The sequence below is a fragment of the Sorangiineae bacterium MSr12523 genome, from assembly GCA_037157775.1.
In the GTDB taxonomy this organism is placed as follows: Bacteria; Myxococcota_A; Polyangia; order Polyangiales; family Polyangiaceae; genus Pendulispora; species Pendulispora brunnea.
This window is the reverse complement of record CP089982.1, coordinates 3,539,867-3,561,649: the sequence shown is the minus strand read 5'-3', so window position 1 is coordinate 3,561,649 and position 21,783 is coordinate 3,539,867. Positions and strand designations below refer to the sequence as shown.

The following is a 21,783-nucleotide window of genomic DNA, read 5'->3' as shown; positions in this document are numbered from 1 at the left end:
CGTTTGCGCCGATCAGCCGAGAGGCGCCGCATGGCGCTCGCCCTCTCGGGCATCGTAGTTCGTAAAGTCCTTGGTGGGATGGGTGCCGCTCCGCTCGAGCGTGAGCCGCGAAAATCGCAATCGATTCTGCCTTTCGGTGAGCGCACGCGAGAGGATCTCCCGAAGAAGCCACATCTCGCCGACACTCGCCGAGCCGTCGACCGTCAGCTGAAAGTGATCCCCCTGTTCCCACTCCGCACCGGGCTGCATGCGCGACTCTCGCTCGTGGTGCATTTCGAGGATCTCGGGCAGGCGAATGCGTCGTTCTCTCGGGTTCGGCGGTTCGTGAAGGCGCACGAACTCGCGCAAATGGGCCGGCTCCGCAAATCGGTGCGGCGACATGCGCGCGAAGGCGTTCATGCGCATCGCGAGCCCTTGCAAAATCGCACGGTGCGAAGGTGTTACCCGCGTGATGTTGCGCCCACCAATGTCGCGAAGCCCGAGCGACTCCGTCCGGAGACCATCACTCGCAAGGACCTCTCCCAGCGTGAGGGCCGCGGGTGCCGGCGCGCGAAAGCCCTGCCGAGCGGCAAATGTGAGCCGCATTTCGGTACGCGACTCGTCGCGCGCAATCGTCTGCTTGAGGAGGTAATAATGATGACCTGCGGCAAATGTCAGCGGCCTATCCGGCGCTTCGAGCGAGACGACGTCGAATCGCCCTCGCGCGGATTCGGTATGAATGGACCGCACATGGAGAATTTCGGCGTGCGGTCGCTGCGCAACGAGCAGCTCCCACTCCGGCCCCCGCTCCGCGCGAAGGGGCTCGATGGGCGCGACGTATTCGTTCGTCGCGGGCACACAGAAAAGACGCAGATTCTCGCGATGGAAGCTCGATGCGGCGTCGACGACCCGCGCAAGGGGCAAGGTGAGCTCGATGCGCGTCGTCTTTGGGGAGCGTACCGGACCGAGGTCGATTTCGAAGAAGGAAAAGCTTTCCGGAAAGGCGCACAGATCCGTCAACAGAGTGCTCGAACGGAATCGACCTCGTGGCGCCGAAAGAAGCGATGGTTCTTCGGTATCGATGCGCACCCAACGCAATGAGCCCGCCGGAAGACGGATATGGGAGACGTTCCCCTCCCCATCGAAGGCGTCGACCTCGAGGTTGTCGGCGGTGCGCAATGCATGAATCAGGTCGAGCGCCGTGCGCACGCCACGCCCATCGGCCTCGTCACCTGGATGCACGAAAAAGCGCACGCGCTCGGGCAGCACGCCCCCGAGCACGATGCCCTCGCGCCCCACGAGGGTGATGCGCAGCACCTGCAGCTTCGCGTGAATGCGCTCCACGCGCGCGTCGGCCATTTCGAAGGGCGTGGGCGTGATGCTCCACATCACGCGAAAAGGCATTTCGAGCGCCCCCGCACGCCCTCGGAACACGGTCCCCAGGAGATCCCCCGCATGCGAACGGTCCGCCGCCAACTGGAGGATGGTCGAAGACGGCCGCGGGCGCAGGCACTGGGGAAACGCTTGCGCAACGAGAGCGCGCAGCATGCCCTGATGGTCGTCATGCCGCTGCTCATCGATGGACGCCAGGGCAAACGCCACCCACTGCGCGAACGCTCGAAGCTCGTCGCTCGCCAGGAGCGGCTCGAGCCGCGGGTACCGGCGTGCAAGCCCCTGGAAGCCCCGTTCCGTCTCGTTCAGCGCTGCTTCGATGAGGTGGCGAAACATCGTCCTTTCTTTCTTGGGTACTACGGCTGTGCAGTGCACGCGAGTCGGTGAGGACGATAGCATCCCGTTGCGCGGGAACCCCACAGTGAGACACTGTTGCCGAGCCTTTCGCGCTCGTGCAAGCTCTGGCCCGAGCTCTTTCTCCGGCATATCCTCATGACCGCGAATTCATCTCTGTATCTCGGCATCGATCTGGGAACCACCAACTCAACGGCCGCGGTTTTCGACGGCGTGCAGGTGACGCCGGTCCGCAATGCCCAAGGCGGCGTTCTCACGCCGAGCGTCGTGCGGATCGACGGGCGCGGCACCGTGACCGTGGGTGCGCGGGCCCGACGATTCCTGGAGAGTGATCCCGAAAACACGCGTGCCGAGTTCAAACGGCTGATGGGAACGCAGCACCGGCTGACGTTCGCGGCTGCGGGTGTCACCAAGCGCCCCGAGGAGCTGGCCGCGGAAGTGCTCCAATCGATCCGCGCCGACGTGCGCGACCAATTTGGCTTCGCACCGGATACCGCGGTCATTTCCGTGCCCGCGCTCTTCGAGCTGGCGCAGACCCAGGCCACATCGGAAGCCGCCCGCCTCGCCGGATTCCGCCGCGTCGAAATGATCCAAGAGCCGGTTGCGTCGGCCATCGCCGCCGGCTGGTCAGCCGAGGAAGGCGACGAGAACTGGCTCGTTTACGACCTCGGCGGCGGTACGTTCGACGTGACCCTTCTGGCGACGAAAGATGGCCTATTGCGCGTCGTCGGCCACGACGGCGACAACTTCCTCGGCGGCCGCGACTTCGACACACGCATCGTCGATTGGGTGCTCGCCGAACTGAAGCGCTCTCGGGGTATCACCATCGACCTGGCAGATGCCGCGCATGGCACTGCATTGAGAAAACTTCGTCACGCGGCCGAAGAGGCCAAAATCGAGCTGGCTCGGACGTCCATCGCCGACATCGTGCTGCCTGCGCTCTTCGTCGTGAACGGGGACACCATCGACATCGACGTCCAGCTGCCACGTGACATTCTGGAGGAGCGGACAGCCCCGCTCGTCGATCGATCCATTGCCGTTTGCCGGCGGCTTCTTGCCGCCCATGGTGCGCCGCGCCTAGGCCGAATCGTTCTCGTGGGCGGTCCGACCGTCATGCCACTTTTACGCGCTCGGGTGGCCGAGAGCCTCGGCGCTCCCTTTCGCGACGGGCTCGATCCGATGACCCTCGTTGCACAAGGAGCAGCCCTCTTTGCACGCACCGCCCAGCTCGAAGCGAAAGCACCCGATGCTCCGGCGGCCGGAGACCGGCCGCGCGTGTGGCTGCAATTTCCGGCCATGACACCGGATCTGGCGCCGTTCGTCGTGGGGAAGCTGCTGGAGGAAGTCGAGTCCACCGCGTGGCGCGTCATACTCCGCCGCGCCGACGGCAAGTGGACCAGCGCTCCCGAGCCGGTGGATGTCGAGGGCGTGTTCGCCATTCAGACGCAGCTGGCCTCGCGCCGGCCCAACGTTTTTCGCGTCGAAGCCATGACGGCGTCGGGAGAGCTCGTTGCGCTGCAGCCATCGTCGTTCGCCATCGTGCACGGCGTGACCATCAGCGATCCGCCCCTTTCGCGGTCGATCGGCGTGGCATTGGCCAGTGATCGCGTGCAGCTGTACTTCGAGCGTGGCTCGCCCCTTCCGATGCGCCGTACCTTCGCGTTGCACACCGTCGAAGTCGTCTCCCGTGGCCTGGAGGGGTTTGCCCTGAACGTCCCCATCGTCCAGGGCGAGTTTCCGTTCGCGCATCTGTGCCGCCTCGTCGGGACGCTGGAAATTCCCAGCGCGGACATCAAAGCGACTCTGCCTGCGGGGTCGCTCGTCGAGCTCACCTTGGACCTCGATCGGGGCGGGCGCCTGTCGGCGACCGCGCGGGTACCCGCGCTGGAGCAGACGTTCGACCATGTCGCGCATCTCATTGCGCCGCACGTCTCGGTCGAAGAGCTCGCGGAGCGTGCCACGGCGCTTCGCACACGCGGTCGCGAGGTCACGTCCGATGCGATGAAGCGCGGGATGGGGGCGAAGGCCATCGCCACGCTCGGTGAGCTCGATGCAGTGTTCGCCGAACTCGCAAGCGACATCGAACGTGCGCGCGGCGGCGATGCAGATGCCGCGGAAAAGGCGCGCCGTATGCTCCTCGAAATCGATGCGTCCCTGGCCGACCTCGATGTCGAGCTTTCGTGGCCGATGCTCGAAGAATCGGTACGCGAGAGCGTTGCGTGGGCCCTCGGTTGGAGCGCGCGGTATGCCACACCGGACGAGCGCAAAGCGCTGCAGACGACCCTCTCGGCGATCGAAAAGGCCGCGGCCGCTCGCGATGTACGCGAGACGGAGCGCCACCTCGCGACGGCCCTACACCTTGGGTCCGCGGCGTTTTACAGGCACCCGGCAGCATGGGAGTGGCAATTCGAGAGCGTCGCATCACGCATCGCGGATTCGACCGATCTTCCACGGGCATCCACCCTCGTGCGAGAAGGACGGCGTGCGCTCGCCGAGAACGATCGCACTGCACTCGAGCGCATCGTGCGCCAGTTGCGCACGCTTTTGCCTGCGGATGCTACGAGCCGCCGCCTGGGGTTCTCGTCCGGTGTCCGCTGAGCCAATGGGCCGGGCCGGCACACTTCGTTGCGGCTGGGGAGCGCGCGTCATGGCGCTGACAGTCCTCGCCATGTTCCTCGGCATGACTTGGGCCATGTACAAGCGCCCGCGAACCGAGGTTTTGCCCATCGTGGTCGCGCTTTTTCTCGGGCTGCATGCGGTACATCTGATGATCTTCTCATTTCGGCCCCACGCTCGCGTGGACGAGGATGGGCTCGAAGAGGTGCTCGTTCTGCGAAAGCCCACACGCCACGCTTGGAACGAGGTCATGCGCATCCACTCCAATGCCTGGATGTTCGTCATCAGCTGGCGAAGCGGGCGAGCTACCGTCATCCCATTGGCACGCCGAGGTCTCGACGTATTCGCCGATTTCGTTCTCACGCGGGTGCCACCAACGTGCATTCCGAGCGACGTCACCCTTCGCCGCCTCACCTACTTCGCGCGGCGTCGCCGCCGCATCCTGCCCCACGCCTTCGCTCCGGAACCGCCCGACCCCGTTCGCGAGATCGCCTTGCGCTGGCGAGACAATCCCTTCGCCGTGCTCGGCCTCGCGCCGGACTGCTCGCGCGCAGACGTCGAACGTGCGGGTCAAAAGTTGTTGGGCCTTCTGGCGCTCGGTCATGCAGCGGCGCGCACCTACCGGACGCCGTTCGAGAGCGACGTAGAACGCACCGAGCACCGCGTTCGTGCCGCCATGGCCGAGCTCCGCAATCCGGAACGGCGCATCGCACACGAGATTTGGGCACGCATGCCGCTCTCGCGACCGGCCGAATCAGCGGCGGCGGATCCCGCCGCCTTTCGGTGGGAGAGTGCCATGGCGGCCATCGGCTGGAGGCGCGGATGATCCCCGTCGGTGCCATCGCGGGAGCGGCCGCGGCCGCGGCCCTGCGCGGTCGAGGTCATGGTAAGGCAAACGACCTCGCGCCCCTCGTCTTGCTTCGCTTGTCCGTGCTCGTGTTGGTGCTCTCGGTTGCGACGGTGATGGTTCTGCGCACCCGCGACCCGAGGAACGCCATCGCGCTCGGGCCGGTGGTGCTGCTCGCGCTGGCGGCGTGCTTTCCGACGCTCGTCCTCACGCGCGTCATCATCCCGCTCGGACTTCCGCGGGTTGCCTGCGCCGTCGCGCGTGCGTTGCCTCCCGTGTACGCAACCCAGGAGATCCGCGGTACAGCCGCGCTCTTCGGCATTTTGGCGGGCCTTCGCGCGCGCACTTTGCCAGACGAAACGCTGACGCAACTCGAGGCTCGCCTCAGCGAGGAAGTTAATTGGCAGGGCACATCACTGGCCGCCGCCGGATTGCTTGCCGCCGCACGCGGAAAGGCCGAGTCGGCGCGTCTGCTTCTTGCGGGGGTCGACGATCTGAACGGGCGTGAGACCCCACGCGTTGCCCTCCGCGCGGCACGCACGTGGCTCGTCGCGGATGCAGCACGACGGGGTGACTGGCGCACTGTCGTTTCGCTTGGGCTCGAGCGCGGCCGGTACCTTCGCTGGCCATGGTTGATGGGAGCCATCGCGGCACGATTCGAAGGTCATGCCAAGGCGCCATCGGGCGTGCGCACTTTGCTCGCGTGGCTCGTTGCGCCGCATCGACGGGCCACCTGGCCCCTGCTGCGACGTGCACTGTGGCCAGTGCGCGACGGGGTCCAGGAATATGCCGCGGAGGCACTCGACATCGAGCCGCTCGACATCGCCCTCGACGCTCACGCTGCCTATCTACGCGCTCCTTCGCGCACGCGATTGCTGACAGCGGCGCATGCCTGGAACCGCGCGCGCGAGGCGCCGACCACGCACGCACTCGTGGCCAAACGTGCGCTCGCCATGGAGACGGGAGCCGCCTGCGACGCGATCTTGCAACAGGTCTTCGAAACCGTGGGGCAGGACCTCGCGGCCCACGTCCGGTGCGTCCCCACGCCAATGCTCGCCTCGAGCTACGTGCTCGAGATGGCAGCGCAGACTGCAAGGCGGCGCGAACTCGATGAAATCGACACCGCGATCAAGGAGCTCGCGCGCCGTAAAACGGACAACGTACGCCTCCACATTGCCGAGGAGTGGATGGCCTGGCTGACGCTTCGCAAGCTATGTGAGCGCCACGTTCACGATGCCAGCGAAAGCACCCGTCGTGCAGCGTTCGTGGCCGTGTACTCTCGCGCCTGCGATCACGCGGTCTGGCTATTCACCGAGCGCGGCGAAAAGCTTCTCGCGAATCGGGTCTTCCGCTGGTTGTTGAATTTGGGACGCGACGTGGCCGACGCGGAGGCCATTGCCCTGCTCACGAAGAACGTCGCCTGCGGTGACGGCGCCTGAAGGCCGTTCGTCGCGACGTCGAGAATTTCTCGATGGCCCCATGGCGTCGCCTCGTCCCGACGCCTAAGATCTTGCAGGAGGCAATCAAACTCTGCAGCTGCAGGTCCAGCGGCTGGACCGTGCTCAAAAAAAAGGCACTCCCTTCCGGTTCGACTCTTCGCAGTAGTTCGGCTCAAATTCGGGCACGGGAGTAACTCGTAGAGGACGGACCATGAACGACGCTATCGGAGTGTACAGGTGAAACTCTTGGTCGACGGCGCACAGCTCCAGTGCACACACGGCTCCAAGACATCTGCCCTCTCCGTCCCGCCCACGAATATCGGTCTCGTCTCCAAAGCAACCATCGCAACAGTCGCCGATTTCGCTCCAGTGACCAACATTCCCTCCTTCGGCACGTGCAGCGCCACCGGGCAAGGGTGCGTGCCCGCAACCTCGCGGTGGTCCGGGGCGACTTCGCTGTTCGAGATCAACGGTGTTCCTGCTTTGACCGAGCAATCCTTCTGCGTATGCACGGCAGGCGGAACGATTCGCGCGGTCACCGCGGGACAGGACCGCCTCGAGATCCTCCCGTCGGGCATCCCAGATACTCGGGAGCGCACATCCGTTACTGGGGACGAGCCTGGACAGGGGAAATCCGACAAACGGCGAAAGCCCGATCGTAAGGAGAGCACCTCGTCGGAAGAGACGCCACTCGTATTTCGCTATGCGATCGAAGTGGGGCCCGGACACCAATGGACCGAGCGGGCAACGATTACGCTTTTCAGCGAGGACGAGAGCGATACGTTACGTTCTTCCGTGAGTGCAGGCACTTCGGTCGGCAGTATGCGAATCATCGAGTTCGCGGCCGTCAAGCCGGGCATTCGATACCGTGGAGAGCTCTCAGAAGGCGGTATGAGGATCCCGCTATTCGGATTTACGCCACTACACGGAGTCGCATCCGAGACCTCGCCGGAGAACCTTCTAGAGCAACTACCCGAGTATCACTCGGCGCCGGGCGACGGGAAGCGAGGAGACGGCAACCGATGAAAACCTTCTTCATCGTCCGTGTTCTGGATGTCAACTATGCCGCCTTTGCTGCAAAGAATGCGGCCATTTCGGTCGATGGCGGAGCTGCGCGGCCAATGACACCGACTCGCCAACCCGGTGTCTTCGAGATCGAGCTTCCCGAGGGTACCTCGACACTCGAGGTGAACGTCGAACATCCCGGATTCTGGCCCGCAAGACAGAGGCTTCGTGTCCAACAGGGGCCTCTTCCCGTGCTGAACTGGGACGGCCCTCAGGAAATCAATTCCCGCAACCTGGAGGCTCACACAAGAGGTGCGGACGCCAATGTCGTTCTGAATATCGTGCTCGGTCAGCTCAAAGATGCCCGTGCCCAAGTCGAGCAAGTCTTTCCAGCCGACCACCTATCGCCGGAGCGGGGCCACATCCGCGACCTCGACGCCTCGATTCTAAACCCGCGAGGCACGGGATGGGGCCGCCTACGCCACACGGTAAGGAATCAGCAACTTGCCGATGGGAAACTGTTCTTCGCACACCGAGCAACGGTGCCAAAGCTCATCGCGATCTATCGTCCTCCGCGCATGTTCGTCCAATTTCAACGCGATGGAAAAGACCCCTTCGGCAATTCGATTCCGTATCACATCTTCTTTCACCCATCGACTTCGAAGTTCACTGGCGCATATCCTTTCAGTGCGCAATACATCGATCTGGTCGCCCGCTACGTTCTTTACCGGCAAGTGCACAACGTAGGCAAAGCCATGGCGAATCAGCATTTCGTGTCTGGCAAGCGATGTGTCTTCGTCTTCCCAGTCGGAAGCGCTTCCGAGTCCTTCGGATCGCTTCCGAATCAAACCGAGCTTCTGAGGTTATTGCAAGAGGTCAACTACTGGCTCCAGCGGATGGATGGAATTTCGTTTCCAATCAATCCCGTCGGCCACTGTGCCGTCTCTGGATTCAGCGCTGGCTGCGCAGCGGTTCGACATGTGCTCGAGAGCTCTTACGGTCCCTTCGATCGACAACATCTGCGTGAAGTCTATGGGCTCGATCTTTTCCAGCATGGTGGAATTCAAGAGCTTGCAGGCACATTGCGCCACTGGTTCCGAAATGGGGCGGACGGTCGAAAACTTCGAATCTACACGCAAAGCAGGGATTGGTTCGTCAACCTCCGCGCTCTGCTTCCAAATCCAGGCATTACCAGTGGACCTTCGAACGCCGTCGAGGAGGACACGGCCTCATCGACGCTGCTGTATTGTCCCGCCGACCGATTCTGGGCCGACATGGTGAAGGAGGTTGTCGTGCGGCCGGAACTCGGCGACTTCGACAACGTTCCTCCAGCGTACGACCAAGTACATCAGATGGTCCCCACGCTCTTCATGTCGCACGCGCTAAAACTATCCACGTTCACCGACTGAGGGAATGCTTCGTGACACGGCGAACAAGGAGCATTCTACTTATCACGCTCGCTCTGACGGCGTGTCGATCTCGAGCGACCCCTCCCGGTTCCAGGCCGACGCCGTCGATGTCAGCAATGCCAGCGCCCAACTCACCATCGGAGAATGCGGCCTCGGTTCCGCGTCCGTTATCTCCGGTCTCTGGAACCGTACTCCGAACGACGCGGCCCACGCTTCGAATCGATGCGAACGAGCAAACAGGGGTGGCCGTCGAGCTGTGCCGCTCACGCGCATGCGATGCACCAGAACGTGTGCCAGTTGGAGCAAACGGTCAGGTAGCACTCACGAAAGACCTCGTGCCCGGGCCCTGGTATTGGAGGATCACTTCCAGCAAGGCGGCAAGCGACACCCCGATATGGTATTTCATTGTTGGCAGAGGGCCAGGCCATGCCGCCCCATCTGCCCGTGGGCTCGACGTCAACGGTGACACATTTGCTGACCTGGTACTGGGTGGAGCGCTTCTCCGCGGTAACCGAGTCTTGCCGTCGGCATTCGAGCCGATCAATGCGACCCTTTGTGATGCACCTACCGTCTTTCAAGGGCAATCCGGAGGATGTCACGACTGGAAGACACTCCGACCATTGGGCGACATCGATCGGGACGGCTTCGGAGACGCGGCGCTCAACGAGATGGTTCTGCGGGGCGGTCCCAATGGGTTCCGACCCGAATCGGAGGCGCGCCCCTGCTCGGTGGACGGCCTTTGCAAGGCTACGGCCGTTGGGGACACCAACGGAGATGGATATCCGGACGTTCTGCTGAATGGATCCATTCGATTGGGCTCACGTCGCGGGTTCGAGAAGCACGTAGATTCACCCATTCTCGCCTCCGCGGACGAAATTCAACCCGTCGGTGACATGGACCGCGATGGCTATGACGACCTCCTCATTCTGGACCGCGCAACACGCTCCCTCACGCTGCTGAGAGGCGCCTCCCACGGTTTCGTATCGGGCGGAACATTGGAAATACCTGGCAGCGCGCACGATCAGTCCACTGACTCCCACATCGCCTCGGCTGACGCAAATGGCGATGGTGCATCCGACGCCGTATCGTTATCGGTAGCGACGAAGGGAGGCCGAAAGGAGGTCGTCGTGACCATCTATTTCGGGGGTCCGGGAATACTCCTTTCGCAGGCCGTGACACGGCGAGTGACGTGGACGGAGACTGCCATGACCAAGCCTTCGTACCATGGGCTGGTGACCGCCGATGTAGACGGCAATGGCTATGACGACATCATCGTCGGACTCGAATCTTCGAGGAGCGACTTTCGACTGATTCGGGGTAGCGCAGATTCACTTCGCCTCGATCCATTCCGCGGCCCCACGGTCGAGGAGGACGGCAGTGTGGTCAGCGTTTCGACAGTTGGCGACGTCGATGGCAATGGGTGCGACGACGTACTCGTCGTAGGCAAGTCGGTTGCGGCCCCCGATGCAACCGATGCGTACCTTTTTCTCGGCAGTCAAACTGGTCTGCGCATCTCGCCAGTTCTGTTTACGCAATCGCGTTTCGATCGCGTGCCAAAGATCTCGAAAAGATGACCATGCAAGTGCCAAGGTCAGATCGGCCGATGAGCATTGTGTGCTGCCGGTCCACGAATTGCGGTAGATTTGCCTCTCCCGCGCCTCTTCCCGCCCGCCCCTTCTTTCTCGCAACGACGCGAAAATTGACCACAGTTAGGTAACCGATGCTGCCTCTGCCTTTCGACCCGGAAGCCCTCATCGACGACGTTCTCGGTGGCCTCACCGAGGGGAGTCCGGCGGACGACCCGTTCGAGCTTACGGCGGGGCCGCTTTTGACGGGGCAGTTGCGCGTGCTCGAATTCGAGGGCGCCGAGTACATCAACGATCTCTACGTGTACACGGTCACCTGCACGAGCCGCCTTCCCATGGAGATGCTCAACGCCGCAGCCGACGGCGAACCGGCATGCCTCACCATCAAAGGCACGGGCGAGCACGAGCCTCGCCTCATTCAGGGAATCGTGGAGAGCATCGAGGCGCTCGGCCCGCCGCCGGGCGATCGGGCCACGACGCGCAAGCGTTACCGCATCACCATCGTGCCCAAGTTGTGGCTTCTCACGCAACGCAGGTCGATTCGCTACTTCCAGTTCCAAACGCCGAAACAGATCATCGAGAAGGTCCTGGCGGACATCAAAATAGCGCCAAGCGAATGCCACTGGCACATCAAAGAAGATGAGTATCCGGTGATCCTATTCGCCTACCAGCGCGAGGAGTCCGACTACGAATTTTTCCGCCGTGTGCTCTCGGACGCGGGCATTTTTTTCTGCTTCGAGCATGCATCGGGGACGCTCGACAGCCTTGTGCCCGGTGCTGGCGCCATCGCAGGCGCCCTCGGCACGGTGGCGGATGTCGTCGGCGGCCCGGTGGGCGCGGCGGTCGAGGAGGCTGGTGCAATGGCCAAGATGCTCACGACGCTCGTCTTCACCGACGAGTCGAGCCATCTCCCCGCCGTACAGGACATGGCTCTCGCCAACGAGCTGGTGGGCGATGCCCTGAAAGACCTCGCCACCAAGATCGGCGGCGACACCCTCGGAGACATGGTCGATGCGAATCCGGCCGGCGAGATCGTATTCGACGACGAGGCCGGCGGCGCGAACGATCAAGAACGAATCTTGGAATTCGGGCTCAAGAAGCGCCTCCGCCCCAAACAGATCCGCATGCTCGACCGCGAAGTGGGTGCGTCGAAGAATTGGGCAGGCGTCGCCAAGAAGGACCTCGCTACGCCATCCTATGACTTGGGCGCTGGACTCTCGATTGGGTCCATCACCTCCATGGTCCGCGAGGGGCCATCGCTCGTCGCCCACGCTGGCTTCGATCTCGACATCGACTCGCCCACGATCGCTCCTTCGATGCTGCTTCAGCAGCTGTACCAGCTCGATCCGAATCTGCGTGGGTATGGCGACAAGCAACGGCGCATCGATATCGAACTCGATCGCCTCCGCGTACAGCGCATCGAAGGTTCCGGGCAGAGCACGTGCCGGCGGCTCGCAGCTGGTTATCGATTCCGGCTTGCAGGCCATCCCGTCGGCACATTGAACACCGAATACACCGTCACCGCCATGGTCAGTAAAGGCGTGGCCGACCCGGCATCCGCCGACGAGCATGTCTACCGAAACTCCTTTCAATGTGCTCCCGTTCGGATTCGCCCCATACCTCCGCGAATGCCACGGCCCAAGCTCTCGGACGAGCTCGCACGCGTCGTGGCCCTTCGCGGCGAGCGCATGACGGCCCATCTCGATACGAATGCGTACGGATATGTGCACATTCGGTTCGATTGGGAGGTCGTCGACGACGGAGGCGGCAACTTCCGCGACCTCGCCTATGAAGAGCACGACACTGCCGTCTGGGTTCCGGTCAGCCAGCCTTGGGCGGGCGACGGCTATGGAATGCAATGCCTTCCGCGCGAAGGGATGCGGGTTTGGATCGGTTTCATCGAGGGGCAAGGAGAACGCCCTTTCGTGAAGGGATGCTTCTACGACAAGGAAAACGAGCTTCCGTTCGCGCATGACACGGATCAGCAGAAGATCGGCCTCTTCTCGAGGACGATCCCGGAAAATGGCAACTGGAGCGAGATCTCGATCAGCGATCAAAGAGACGCTGAACTAATGCGCGTTCGCGCAGCGCGCGATCTCGATGTGCACGTACTCAACAATTCGAACACGCATGTCGAGGGTAACTCGGCGGAGCACGTCGAAGGTCATAGGAATATCCATGTGGACAAGGACCTCGGTACGAGCGTGCTCGGCACGGAGCGACGTGCCGTGGCGCGCGATCGCATCGACGGTGTGGGCGGTGCCCTAAAGACCAAAGTAGGCGGCTCGACCGAGATGGACGTGACCGGCAATTCGACGGAGACGATCCGCGGCTCCCAAGAGCACACCGTGCTTGGCGACAGCCAAGTCGAAGTCGCAGGTGAACGCCGCACCGTGATTGCAGATCAAGAGGTCGTCAACATTGGTCGTCAACACGTCATGTCGGTCGGAGAGCCCGACGAGCCAGGCCGAAGCTACATGACAGTGGTAGATGGAATCTACCGCCGCCGCGCCAAGACGATGGTTCTCGAGGCGGATGAGACGTTGATCCTGCGTTCGGGCAAAACCGAACTTCGCCTCACACCGGACACCATTGCGTTGCTTTCGCACGCGATTCAGGGAATCTCGAAGGAGCTGAAACTCCGTGGCGATGGCCCTACCCTGCGCCTCGACGAAACGGCTCGGATCTACGCCAAGGAGATCGGCTTGTATGGGAGCGACTCGCTCGTCCGTGTCGCCGACAAGGTGCAGATTGGAGCATCATCGGCGCTGAACGACACGGCGGGAGTGCACAAACCTCCGCCCCGTCTCGAAAGCCGATACGCCATCGAATTGTTCGAACGCGCCGCGGAGCTCGTGGAAGCCCACGACTTCGCGGCCTGGGCCATGGCAATTTTTGGCAGCGACGTTCCCCCCGAATCGTATCTGACGCTTCATCGGAATCTCCGCGCAAAGGCTCTCCCGAATGCGAAAATCGTCCTCTCCACGGCGGGGAGTCTGGGCGGGGAGTTCGGCTCGTACAACAACAAGTCGCGAGAAATTCACGTATCACACGATCTCGCCACGTCCGCCGAGACGAATCCTCGCGACGCTGCCGAGCTATTTCTGGTGCTCTTGCATGAGTTTGGCCATCACGTCGACAACGTACTGCGGCGTGACTATACACAGCCACCCAACGAGGATGACGCGCCTGGCGAAGAGGGCGCGACGTTTGCGTATGCAATTGCCGGAATCGATCACGCAAAGAAGGACCATGTCGTGTTCGGAATGCATACGCGAGACGGCGCGGGCGCACCTCTGCGCGTGGACTACCCCGCGTTTCACCGCGCCCTGAAGGAATACAAGGAAGAGCCGGGGCGCAAAGAAGGGGGCAAGGCAAAGACTGTCGAAGGCTTCGGTGCGGGTGGGCTGGGGAAACCGGCCAAGCCGCGTCACAACTCGCTGTTTACCCATGGAAGCATCGAGGACCAGGGGCTAGACCAGGCAGACCCGGTCTTCTATTCAAACGCATCTGACCGGCGCGTCCGGGACAAGGTCTATTTTGGTAATTGGCTTCGCGACAATTCGCAGTTCCTAACGCCTGTCACGATAAAGGCATTTGACGTACTATGGGCGGGTGAGAGCGTCGTCGTGCCGGGGACTGGGCGAGCAATGTTGACGGAGCTCGTCGATCTCCTGGCACGGCACGACTTTCCGGGCCTGCGTCCCTATGCGAAAGTGACCGAAAAGAATCTCGGCTGGTATGTGGCACACGAGCATATCGATAACCCGAAGGGGCTTCCTGGCGTCGGGGACGACCAGACTGCTATCGATGAATTCGGGATTAAGGCATATATAGCCAAAACCAAGAATTTCATTGCAGATTCGCTTCGCCAAGCAGCCAGGGCAAGTGATCCGGAGCGGTATCGTTTGCTGGGCCAAGCACTCCACCCGCTCGAGGATCTCTTCGCGCACTCCAACTTCATCGAGCTCGCACTCATTCGTCTCCAGAGGGAAGGCGTAATCCCGAACGATCCCCCCGTGTTTCCGTGGGTCGGACTCAAGAGCGAGGTTCGAGTGCGGCCGGGCGGCCCCAATCCCGACACGCGCTTCCCACTGGTCACCGGCATGTTTGGGTTAGCGGATACGGTGGTTAGCCTTTCCGAAATGATACTCGAAAAACTCGATCTACCTCCCGGCAACCAGGATCCCTCTTGGATAGACCTTCTCTCGATGATTTATCCGAGGGAACACTGGATCGTCAATCAGATGCTGGCGCCGAAAGGAAAGCGGCAAGACGGAGAAATGCCGGATGATCTTGGCGGTGCGTTCAAACGATTGCTCGTGGGAGCCGCGATGGCGCCTGCCACACAAGTGAAGCGCAGGCTTGCATTCGCCTGTACGCAGCTCCTCAAAGCAATGGCGATCCAGGAAGACGACTTCGAGAAAGATGTCCGCAATCCCGACGCTTCGACCAACACCGACCCCACGCATAGTATGCTGAGCAAGGACCACGGAGAAAATCCTGTTCACGAGGTCGCTGCCAAGTGTGCGATCAGAGCCGTCTGCGAAGTGGGGCGTGCGATGCGGCGAGTTTGGCAAGATGGGGAATCCGTTGAACGAGCCGTGGACACGGCGCTTGCGTACATCGTGCACCCCAACGATATATCTATGAACGGCACGGGGATGGCTCGGTTACCCGCGGAATTGATGCAAATCATCAAAGAATTTGCGCAGAAGAATCCGGGGGTGATCCGAGAAAGATTGAACTTGGAGGGCTCGTTCGCGACGTTCAAGAAGCATGACGCCGATGAACGAAGGAAGCTCGCTCAACTTGCCAACGATGCCTTGGGCGAGGACGAGAAGCTCATGCAAGGGATGCTCGCACTGCTGCCCGAGCTTGACCCCTACCCCAAATCCGAGGCTTCGTAATGGATCGCATACGGTGCACACCCTGGTTCCGGCGCCCGCGGAGGTTGGCCCGCATCGCCGTGGCGACCCTCGCCCTCGCGGGCTGTCACTCCTCAGGGGGGCAACGGAGCAACGTGCAGGATGCGCTCGTCGTCGACGGAAACGTCTTTCGGTACCATGGTCACGAGCTGCGCATGTTCGACTCGGTGGATAGCTGGCTCGGCGCTCTTGGGCCCCCGTCGCGCACGTTGCAAAGTGGCGACGTGCTCACATGGGACGATCAGGGGCTGCGTCTCTGGGTAAGCAAGAGCGCGTCCGGCGGGGTTGTCCGTCGCGTGGATGTGACAGTTCTGGGCTTCGATGATGCAGGCATGAGTGACCTCGATCGCTGGGACGCCATCTGGAATGACGGGTCCGATCGGCCGGATAGATACGCCGACATACGGGAGGAGATGCTGCGTAGTTCGCCTAATTTTCCTACAACCGGGGAGCGCGCGGAGTTCGTCGCCCGGTACAAAGATCGATACCTCTCGGACGGACAACCGCACCACGGTTTCCCCGGACGGGTCGTCGTCGAAGGCGCGGTGCTCAAGAAAGGCTGGAACGAACTGGAGAAGACCGTCGACGAAATGAAAGACGTCCCTGCTCACGTCGAGTACTTCAAACATCAGTCGTGGATCTCATACATACTTCTGTTACCGGTCTATCTCTTTCTACCGCACGGAGATCCGAGCCGTGGCATGGCCGCTGTCTATCCGGACTATTTCGTATATTCGCCCGACGCCGTAGCGCTGCAAATCAATTTCGTACGCGACCACATGGAGTTTCGTGAAGTTCAATTTCACGGCTACTTGTACTAGCGCCATGAAGCATCGCGTCCTCGTTCAAGCACTCGCTCTTGGCTTGGTGACCGGTGGTATCTTCTGCAACAAACCCCCGCCGATCGACAGTGCGCAGCCGAGCGTGATCATCGACGCGGGAAAAATCACCATCAATGGCACGCAGATCGTACTGGACACACCGCTTACCGACTGGACGCGGCTCTTGGGCCCATCCCGTCATGTCGAGCGTGCGGGCGGCACCGAAGTTTGGGACGAGCTCGGCATCTTCGCGGTCCTTGGCTCCGGTCCGACGGAGCAGCGGCGTGTCCGCTCGTTGGCATTGGTGCTCAATACGCGTGCGATAGATATTCGCCCGCGAAAATCCTTCCGCGGAAAACTCGTAGTCAATGGCTTCCAACTGCATCGCGAGAGCAGTGACTCCGAGGTGCGACGCGCCTGGGAACCGATTCCTCCCCCCGACGATTGGAAGCGCAAAGATCCTCGTCGTGAAAGCACGACGTACGATATCCGCCATATGAGCAGCAACTGGAAATTCGTGCACCGAGTAGGATTTCAGCTGGATGAAAAGAATAAGCCGGAGATCATCGGCGTCACTGGAACGTGTGTAACTATGGAGCTCAAGGAGACGGGAGGCGGGCACATAGACCCAATTTGGCTCGATGACATCGAGTGCCTCGGCCCGCGCACGTCGGATGCCGGACTACCGGAAAGCGGAGCGCCGGACGCGCGAGATACATTCTCGATACGGGACGCCGGAGTTGGTTCGACGAAAGACGCAGAGCGTGATTAACGTGACGGGGACTTTCGCGAACGGTACGCACGACAACGTCGCCCTTTGCGCACGCAGAATGGGCGCCTGCTGACCGTCCGTGTCTGCCGGCGTGCGGACGCTCTCTGCGGACAGACAAACCTCGCAAGGGCGGATGTGGAGCGTGGGCCCATACGGCCGTCGTTGAAACGCATCGAGAGGCGCGCGTTGCCCAGGAAGGAGGAGCTCAAGGCGACATCGAAGTCGACACCGAGTGGACGCGCGCAATAAGGGGACCGCGAATGCTCTTGCTCGGGCCCCTTCGGACCAGTAGCGTCGGACCATGCGCTGGGGCGCGAATCAGTGGATCATCCGGGACGCTTTCCTCCGCGAATGGCGTTTCTGGCTCGCCCCGCCCGAAGGGCCCGTCGCAAAACGTGTCTCCCGCTGGGATATGCACCGCGAACCGTTGTTCCACTTGCTGCCGCAGGCCTTCGACGATCGTCGTGCGCGCGAGGACGAAGCCGCCAGCGATCTGCTTTACCGATGGTGTCGTCTGGTCTCGACTTTTCACCGATTCCGGTGTGGATGTGATGCCAGGAAACAGCATCCATGGCATGATCAACACAGTCGGCCGCTGGATGATCTTTCGCAATTACAATTGGCCTATCTCAGTTCGCAACAAACTCTTTCGCGTTTATGCCAACCTTCTGCGCATGCGCAAACCTGCGAGCCCGATCAAGGCTGCGCTCACGGCCGCAGGTTACGACCGGTTTGATGCGAACCCAGCCCGCGCGAACAGCATCGACAAGTTCGTGCGTTGCGATTTGAATGTTGGCGATCTCCTCGGCCCCTTCGGGACTCCGAAAGCGCTCCGCACCCGCTCGCGCGGGCTACACGATCTACGGGCGCTCAACGTGATGCCGGCGGGCTGTTGTTCGCCCATCGACGAGTGGACGTGGCGTTTCGATGGTAAAACATACGTCTCGTTCAGTAAGCGGAAGGTCAAGCAAACCTGCCCGCTGGATCCGTCACCGCCCGCTTGCAGCCCGAATCCACCGTGACGCTCACGACGCACGGCCACTCTCCCTAAGCTGCATATCTGCACGCGCTTCCTCGTGACGTCGAGAATTTTCGATGGGCCGCCAAGTCGAGACGCCGCAGCCGCGCTGCATGAGTACGCCCGGCTTCGTCAGGTTTGGAGGAACGAGCGAGGTATAGTCTTATATTGGCAACGGGAGAACCGTAATGAGTGCATGCGTCGTTTGCAGGAAATATGTCTCGGATCAGGGCACTCAACGGCCGCTATGTGCATTTTGCACCGAACGCGCGTTGGCGGTGCGGCCGGATCTCGATCCCTATGTGCATGCCGTTGCTGCTTGCCTACGCCTCATCCGGTTGAGGAACTGGAGCTTTGTCCTGGGGGTGGCATCCGTGACGGTTTGGGTCCTCCAAACGGGCCTACTTTATTATTGGTTCACCGACCGCGCCGTCGTTGGATTCAATGCGATATTGCTTCTCGCGGGACTCCAGCTATTGATTACCGCCGCAGCGGGGATCACGGTCAAAATGCTTCGAACCCGGGCGCGGTTGCTGGGCGTACCACGTGGCGGGGATGGCGCGGCTCTGCTCTTCTTCATCGTCGGCGGAATTGGATCGGTCACTACGCTTGGGATCTCGGCGCTCGTGGCGTTCGTGGCCTTCTTGGCAGCAGGAATGGCGCATGGGAGAAGTCTTCGGGTTCGAGGTCGACCGGTGACGGCGGACGTTCACCGCTCCATGGAATGGGCGAAGGGGTCGCGGCCGAATGCCGCGGCGCTCGATGCTGCAACGCGGGATGCGCTCACGGAGCTCTGGCTGCACGATGCCAAGGGCGAGCATGCGAGCGTGCCGGCGTTTTCCCAGGTGGCTTGGGATCTCGCCGCATTGGGTGCACCGCCAAACCTTCTCGCCCGCGCGCACAAGAGCGCGCTCGACGAGATCGATCATGCGCAGCGCTGCTTTGCTCTGGCGAGCGAATATGCGGGACATCCGCTTGGTCCAGCGGCAATGGCAGACCTCAACACTGGAATGAGAAAGCGTCCGCGAAACCGAGAACGTGCCCTTATCGCGGTGGCGAGGGAGACGCTGCTCGACGGTGCATTCTTGGAGTCCTACAGCGCGGAGCTGGCACGCGCCGGATTGGAGGATGCGACCGATCCCGCTGTCCGTGAGGTGCTCGCGCGAATCGCACAAGACGAGTCCGAACATGCGGAACTCGCATGGGACATCCTGGTGTTTTGCATCGATGCCGGCGGAGCGCCAGTCGCGCGTGCTTTGCATGAGACCGCAATGGCCATTGGAGAGCTCCCCCCGGCGCCATATCGTCGTGAGCAACTCGGGTTGGTGGCGCTCGCCGACCCTCGGGCACTGTGCGCCCATGGCCGGGTGGGTCTGGAAAAATGGGCACCTATCTACGCCGGATGCCGAAAGGCGATACTCGGACGGCTCGAAGGCTTGCTAGGCACGCGCCACAATGGGGCCTCGCTCACCGGTGAGCGTCAAGATAGTTGTTCAGCAAATACGTTAGGACCAGCTAGCACGTAGGAGCACTTTGGTGCTGCACTTGTGGAGCGTTCACCCGTGCGCGCTGTCGAGATCAATATCTCGATGTCGCCCTCCCCAAGCAGGGCTCCGTAATGCGATTATCGCCGGTGACTGAGAACCCGCACCGCGCATGGTCCTCCGTTCGGCATCACGGCGCCTCCACGCTCGCGGATCGCGATCGCGCGCACTCCGCCTGAGGCATGACATTCGAGGTCTATCGCCAAACATCCGCGCGGTCCGGTTCAAGTCTCGAACTGCGTTGAGTCGTTTCAGACATCGATCCTTCAATCCGACTTGTTACCGGGGTCCTGCATATCTCACTACATCATCGCCACGAACGCCATGTTCGAGGGCGCCGATTTCGGTTCAATCGGCAGCTCGATCGATCCTTGACAGCGTCGTGGTTCCCATGAGATTCCCCTTCTCGATAGCGATAGTGGTTTTCACTTTTGCTTGCGGCACTGCTGCGCTTCGGGTGGGGTGCCTGCGGGGGGAGAAGCTTCGATGCGCACGGAACGTGGGACGAAGGTGGGGCAGTGGCTGGCGCGCGGTTCGGTGGGAGCGGTTCTGGCGGCGCTGTTCGCGGTGGGGCTCGTTCAAGGCTGCGGCGATGACGATCCCGTCGCGGCGAAGCAGGACAGCGGGCCGGATACGGGAACGCCCGATACGGGGACGGACGCGGGGGCCGACGCGAAGGGCGATGCGGATCCGGGGCCGCAGCCGAAGAAGCTGCAGCTCTCCAAAGATGGCACCGATCGGTTGCTCAACGTCACATTCGACGGTGCGGGCAATATCTATGCAGTGGGCGTCGTGTCCGCGGCGACGGGGCCGAATGCCGATTTCGAGACGGCGGTCGTCAAGATTCTTCCGAGTGGCGATCCCGATACGTCCTTTGGTGGGCCTGGGGCCAATGGTGTGGCGCGCAAGAACATCGTGGTCGGCAAAAATGGGGAGGTGGCGCGCGGACTCGTGATTCAGCGCGCACCCATGGCCGATGGCGGAGTGGAAGATCGCCTCGTGGTTGCAGCAACGGTCGAGTTGCCCGCCGATGCCGGTGTGGACCCGCGTGACCGAGATATCGCACTGGTTCGATTCAAAATGAACGGAACGCTGGACGATGCCTTTGGCAGCGGCGGCGTCGCAACGTTCAACCTGAAGAACGGTGTCGAATTCCCCACGACCCTGCCGGACGGTGGCTCGAGCACAGGTTACACCGCCGACTCGCAATGGGGGCTCGCGGCGCTTCCGAATGGCAGCCTGATTGTCACCGGTTCGCAAAGGACGGCGGATCCCAATGCGGCACGCACCGATAGCGACTTTGCCGTCGTGAAGGTCGATCCGCAGGGCAAGAAGTTGGACGACACCTTCGGGCAAGGCGGCTCCGGCGTCTTCACCTACGATCCGGACCGCGATGTCGACGGCGGCTGGCGTTCGGCCAGCCCTCGGGCCGTCACCCTACTCGAGAATGGCTCGATGGTCGCGACGGGCTATCAGCCCGATACGGATGGCAAAACCGTCGTACCGACCGTGTTCAAGCTCACACCGGCGGGTGCGCTCGATAACGGCTTTGGGACCAATGGCGTCTTCAGCCGCGTGCTCGGATCGGTGACCGAGGCGTATGCGATCGTGCAACAAGGCACGAACTTCGTCACCGTCGGGTACGGGCGCGAGGTCAGCACCAATCCCAACGACATCGTTTCGCTGCGGCTCACGGCCAATGGGCAGCTCGATGGCACCTACGGCACGGGGGGCAAGGCTACGCTCGATGGGAACAACCAAGTCGACCAAGGACGCAATCTGGTCGTGCTGCCGGACAATCGCATTTTCGTCGTCGGCAATGGCCAGCAGACGAAAGACGTCGGCGAGGCGCTGACGGCGGTGTTCACCGCGAATGGGCAGCCCGATACGAACTTCGCGCCGAAGGGTCGCAAGCTCTACGATCTGGGTGGCACCGGCGATGTCTTCTGGGGTGTTGCGCTTTCGCCGGACAAAAAGAAGCTCGCCATCGTCGGCTATTCGAGCGCCGTGCCGACGGGCAGCAACGAGGACTCCTTCCTGCTCCTGGTTCCCGTTCCCTGATCGCAAGGAGAT

At 62.0% G+C, this 21,783-nt stretch carries 12 protein-coding genes; 11 read left to right on the top strand and 1 reads right to left on the bottom strand.

What is annotated here, in order from left to right; genetic code table 11:
• Positions 1-12: 12 nt before the first annotated feature.
• Entirely contained in the window at positions 13-1,707 is a 1,695-nt protein-coding gene (locus LZC95_14335; GenBank protein WXA98006.1) for a type VI secretion system baseplate subunit TssF, read from the bottom strand.
• A 96-nt stretch (positions 1,708-1,803) separates the two neighbouring features.
• On the opposite strand from LZC95_14335, the gene LZC95_14330 reads away from it, so the two are divergent.
• From LZC95_14330 to LZC95_14280, 11 genes are all read left to right on the top strand, one after another.
• Positions 1,804-4,323 (top strand): Hsp70 family protein, encoded by a 2,520-nt coding sequence (locus LZC95_14330; protein ID WXA98005.1) that lies wholly within the window; start codon positions 1,804-1,806, stop codon positions 4,321-4,323.
• Between the two features lie 49 nt (positions 4,324-4,372).
• Positions 4,373-5,167, top strand: coding sequence for a hypothetical protein (locus LZC95_14325; protein WXA98004.1), 795 nt, complete (start codon positions 4,373-4,375; stop codon positions 5,165-5,167).
• Positions 5,164-6,627 carry a hypothetical protein gene (locus tag LZC95_14320; protein ID WXA98003.1) on the top strand — a complete coding sequence of 488 codons (1,464 nt, stop codon included), beginning with the start codon at positions 5,164-5,166 and terminating at the stop codon, positions 6,625-6,627. Before LZC95_14325 ends, LZC95_14320 begins: the two co-directional genes overlap by 4 nt.
• A 1,022-nt stretch (positions 6,628-7,649) precedes the next feature.
• Positions 7,650-9,041: a hypothetical protein gene (locus LZC95_14315; protein ID WXA98002.1), complete on the top strand. Its 1,392-nt coding sequence runs from the start codon at positions 7,650-7,652 to the stop codon at positions 9,039-9,041.
• A 1,205-nt stretch (positions 9,042-10,246) separates the two neighbouring features.
• Complete coding sequence (locus tag LZC95_14310; GenBank protein ID WXA98001.1) at positions 10,247-10,615, top strand: VCBS repeat-containing protein; 369 nt, start codon at positions 10,247-10,249, stop codon at positions 10,613-10,615.
• 146 nt (positions 10,616-10,761) lie between these two features.
• Positions 10,762-15,537: a phage baseplate assembly protein V gene (locus LZC95_14305; GenBank protein ID WXA98000.1), complete on the top strand. Its 4,776-nt coding sequence runs from the start codon at positions 10,762-10,764 to the stop codon at positions 15,535-15,537.
• Between the two features lie 113 nt (positions 15,538-15,650).
• Entirely contained in the window at positions 15,651-16,376 is a 726-nt protein-coding gene (locus LZC95_14300) for a hypothetical protein (protein ID WXA97999.1), read from the top strand.
• Between the two features lie 4 nt (positions 16,377-16,380).
• Positions 16,381-17,148 (top strand): hypothetical protein, encoded by a 768-nt coding sequence (locus LZC95_14295; GenBank protein WXA97998.1) that lies wholly within the window; start codon positions 16,381-16,383, stop codon positions 17,146-17,148.
• 575 nt (positions 17,149-17,723) lie between these two features.
• The gene (locus LZC95_14290; protein WXA97997.1) at positions 17,724-18,170 is read left to right on the top strand and encodes a hypothetical protein; all 447 of its coding nucleotides are present in this window, start codon (positions 17,724-17,726) and stop codon (positions 18,168-18,170) included.
• A gap of 370 nt (positions 18,171-18,540) precedes the next feature.
• Positions 18,541-19,692: a ferritin-like domain-containing protein gene (locus LZC95_14285; protein ID WXA97996.1), complete on the top strand. Its 1,152-nt coding sequence runs from the start codon at positions 18,541-18,543 to the stop codon at positions 19,690-19,692.
• 504 nt (positions 19,693-20,196) lie between these two features.
• Complete coding sequence (locus LZC95_14280; GenBank protein WXA97995.1) at positions 20,197-21,771, top strand: hypothetical protein; 1,575 nt, start codon at positions 20,197-20,199, stop codon at positions 21,769-21,771.
• The last annotated feature ends 12 nt before the right edge of the window (positions 21,772-21,783 follow it).

Coding starts and splice junctions, on each gene's coding strand:
- LZC95_14310 (WXA98001.1), top strand. CDS start 10,247: ATGACCAAGCCTTCGTACCATGGGCTGGTGACCGCCGATGTAGACGGC.
- LZC95_14335 (WXA98006.1), bottom strand. CDS start 1,707: ATGTTTCGCCACCTCATCGAAGCAGCGCTGAACGAGACGGAACGGGGC.
- LZC95_14305 (WXA98000.1), top strand. CDS start 10,762: ATGCTGCCTCTGCCTTTCGACCCGGAAGCCCTCATCGACGACGTTCTC.
- LZC95_14325 (WXA98004.1), top strand. CDS start 4,373: ATGGCGCTGACAGTCCTCGCCATGTTCCTCGGCATGACTTGGGCCATG.
- LZC95_14320 (WXA98003.1), top strand. CDS start 5,164: ATGATCCCCGTCGGTGCCATCGCGGGAGCGGCCGCGGCCGCGGCCCTG.
- LZC95_14290 (WXA97997.1), top strand. CDS start 17,724: ATGATCAACACAGTCGGCCGCTGGATGATCTTTCGCAATTACAATTGG.
- LZC95_14315 (WXA98002.1), top strand. CDS start 7,650: ATGAAAACCTTCTTCATCGTCCGTGTTCTGGATGTCAACTATGCCGCC.
- LZC95_14280 (WXA97995.1), top strand. CDS start 20,197: ATGCGCACGGAACGTGGGACGAAGGTGGGGCAGTGGCTGGCGCGCGGT.
- LZC95_14295 (WXA97998.1), top strand. CDS start 16,381: ATGAAGCATCGCGTCCTCGTTCAAGCACTCGCTCTTGGCTTGGTGACC.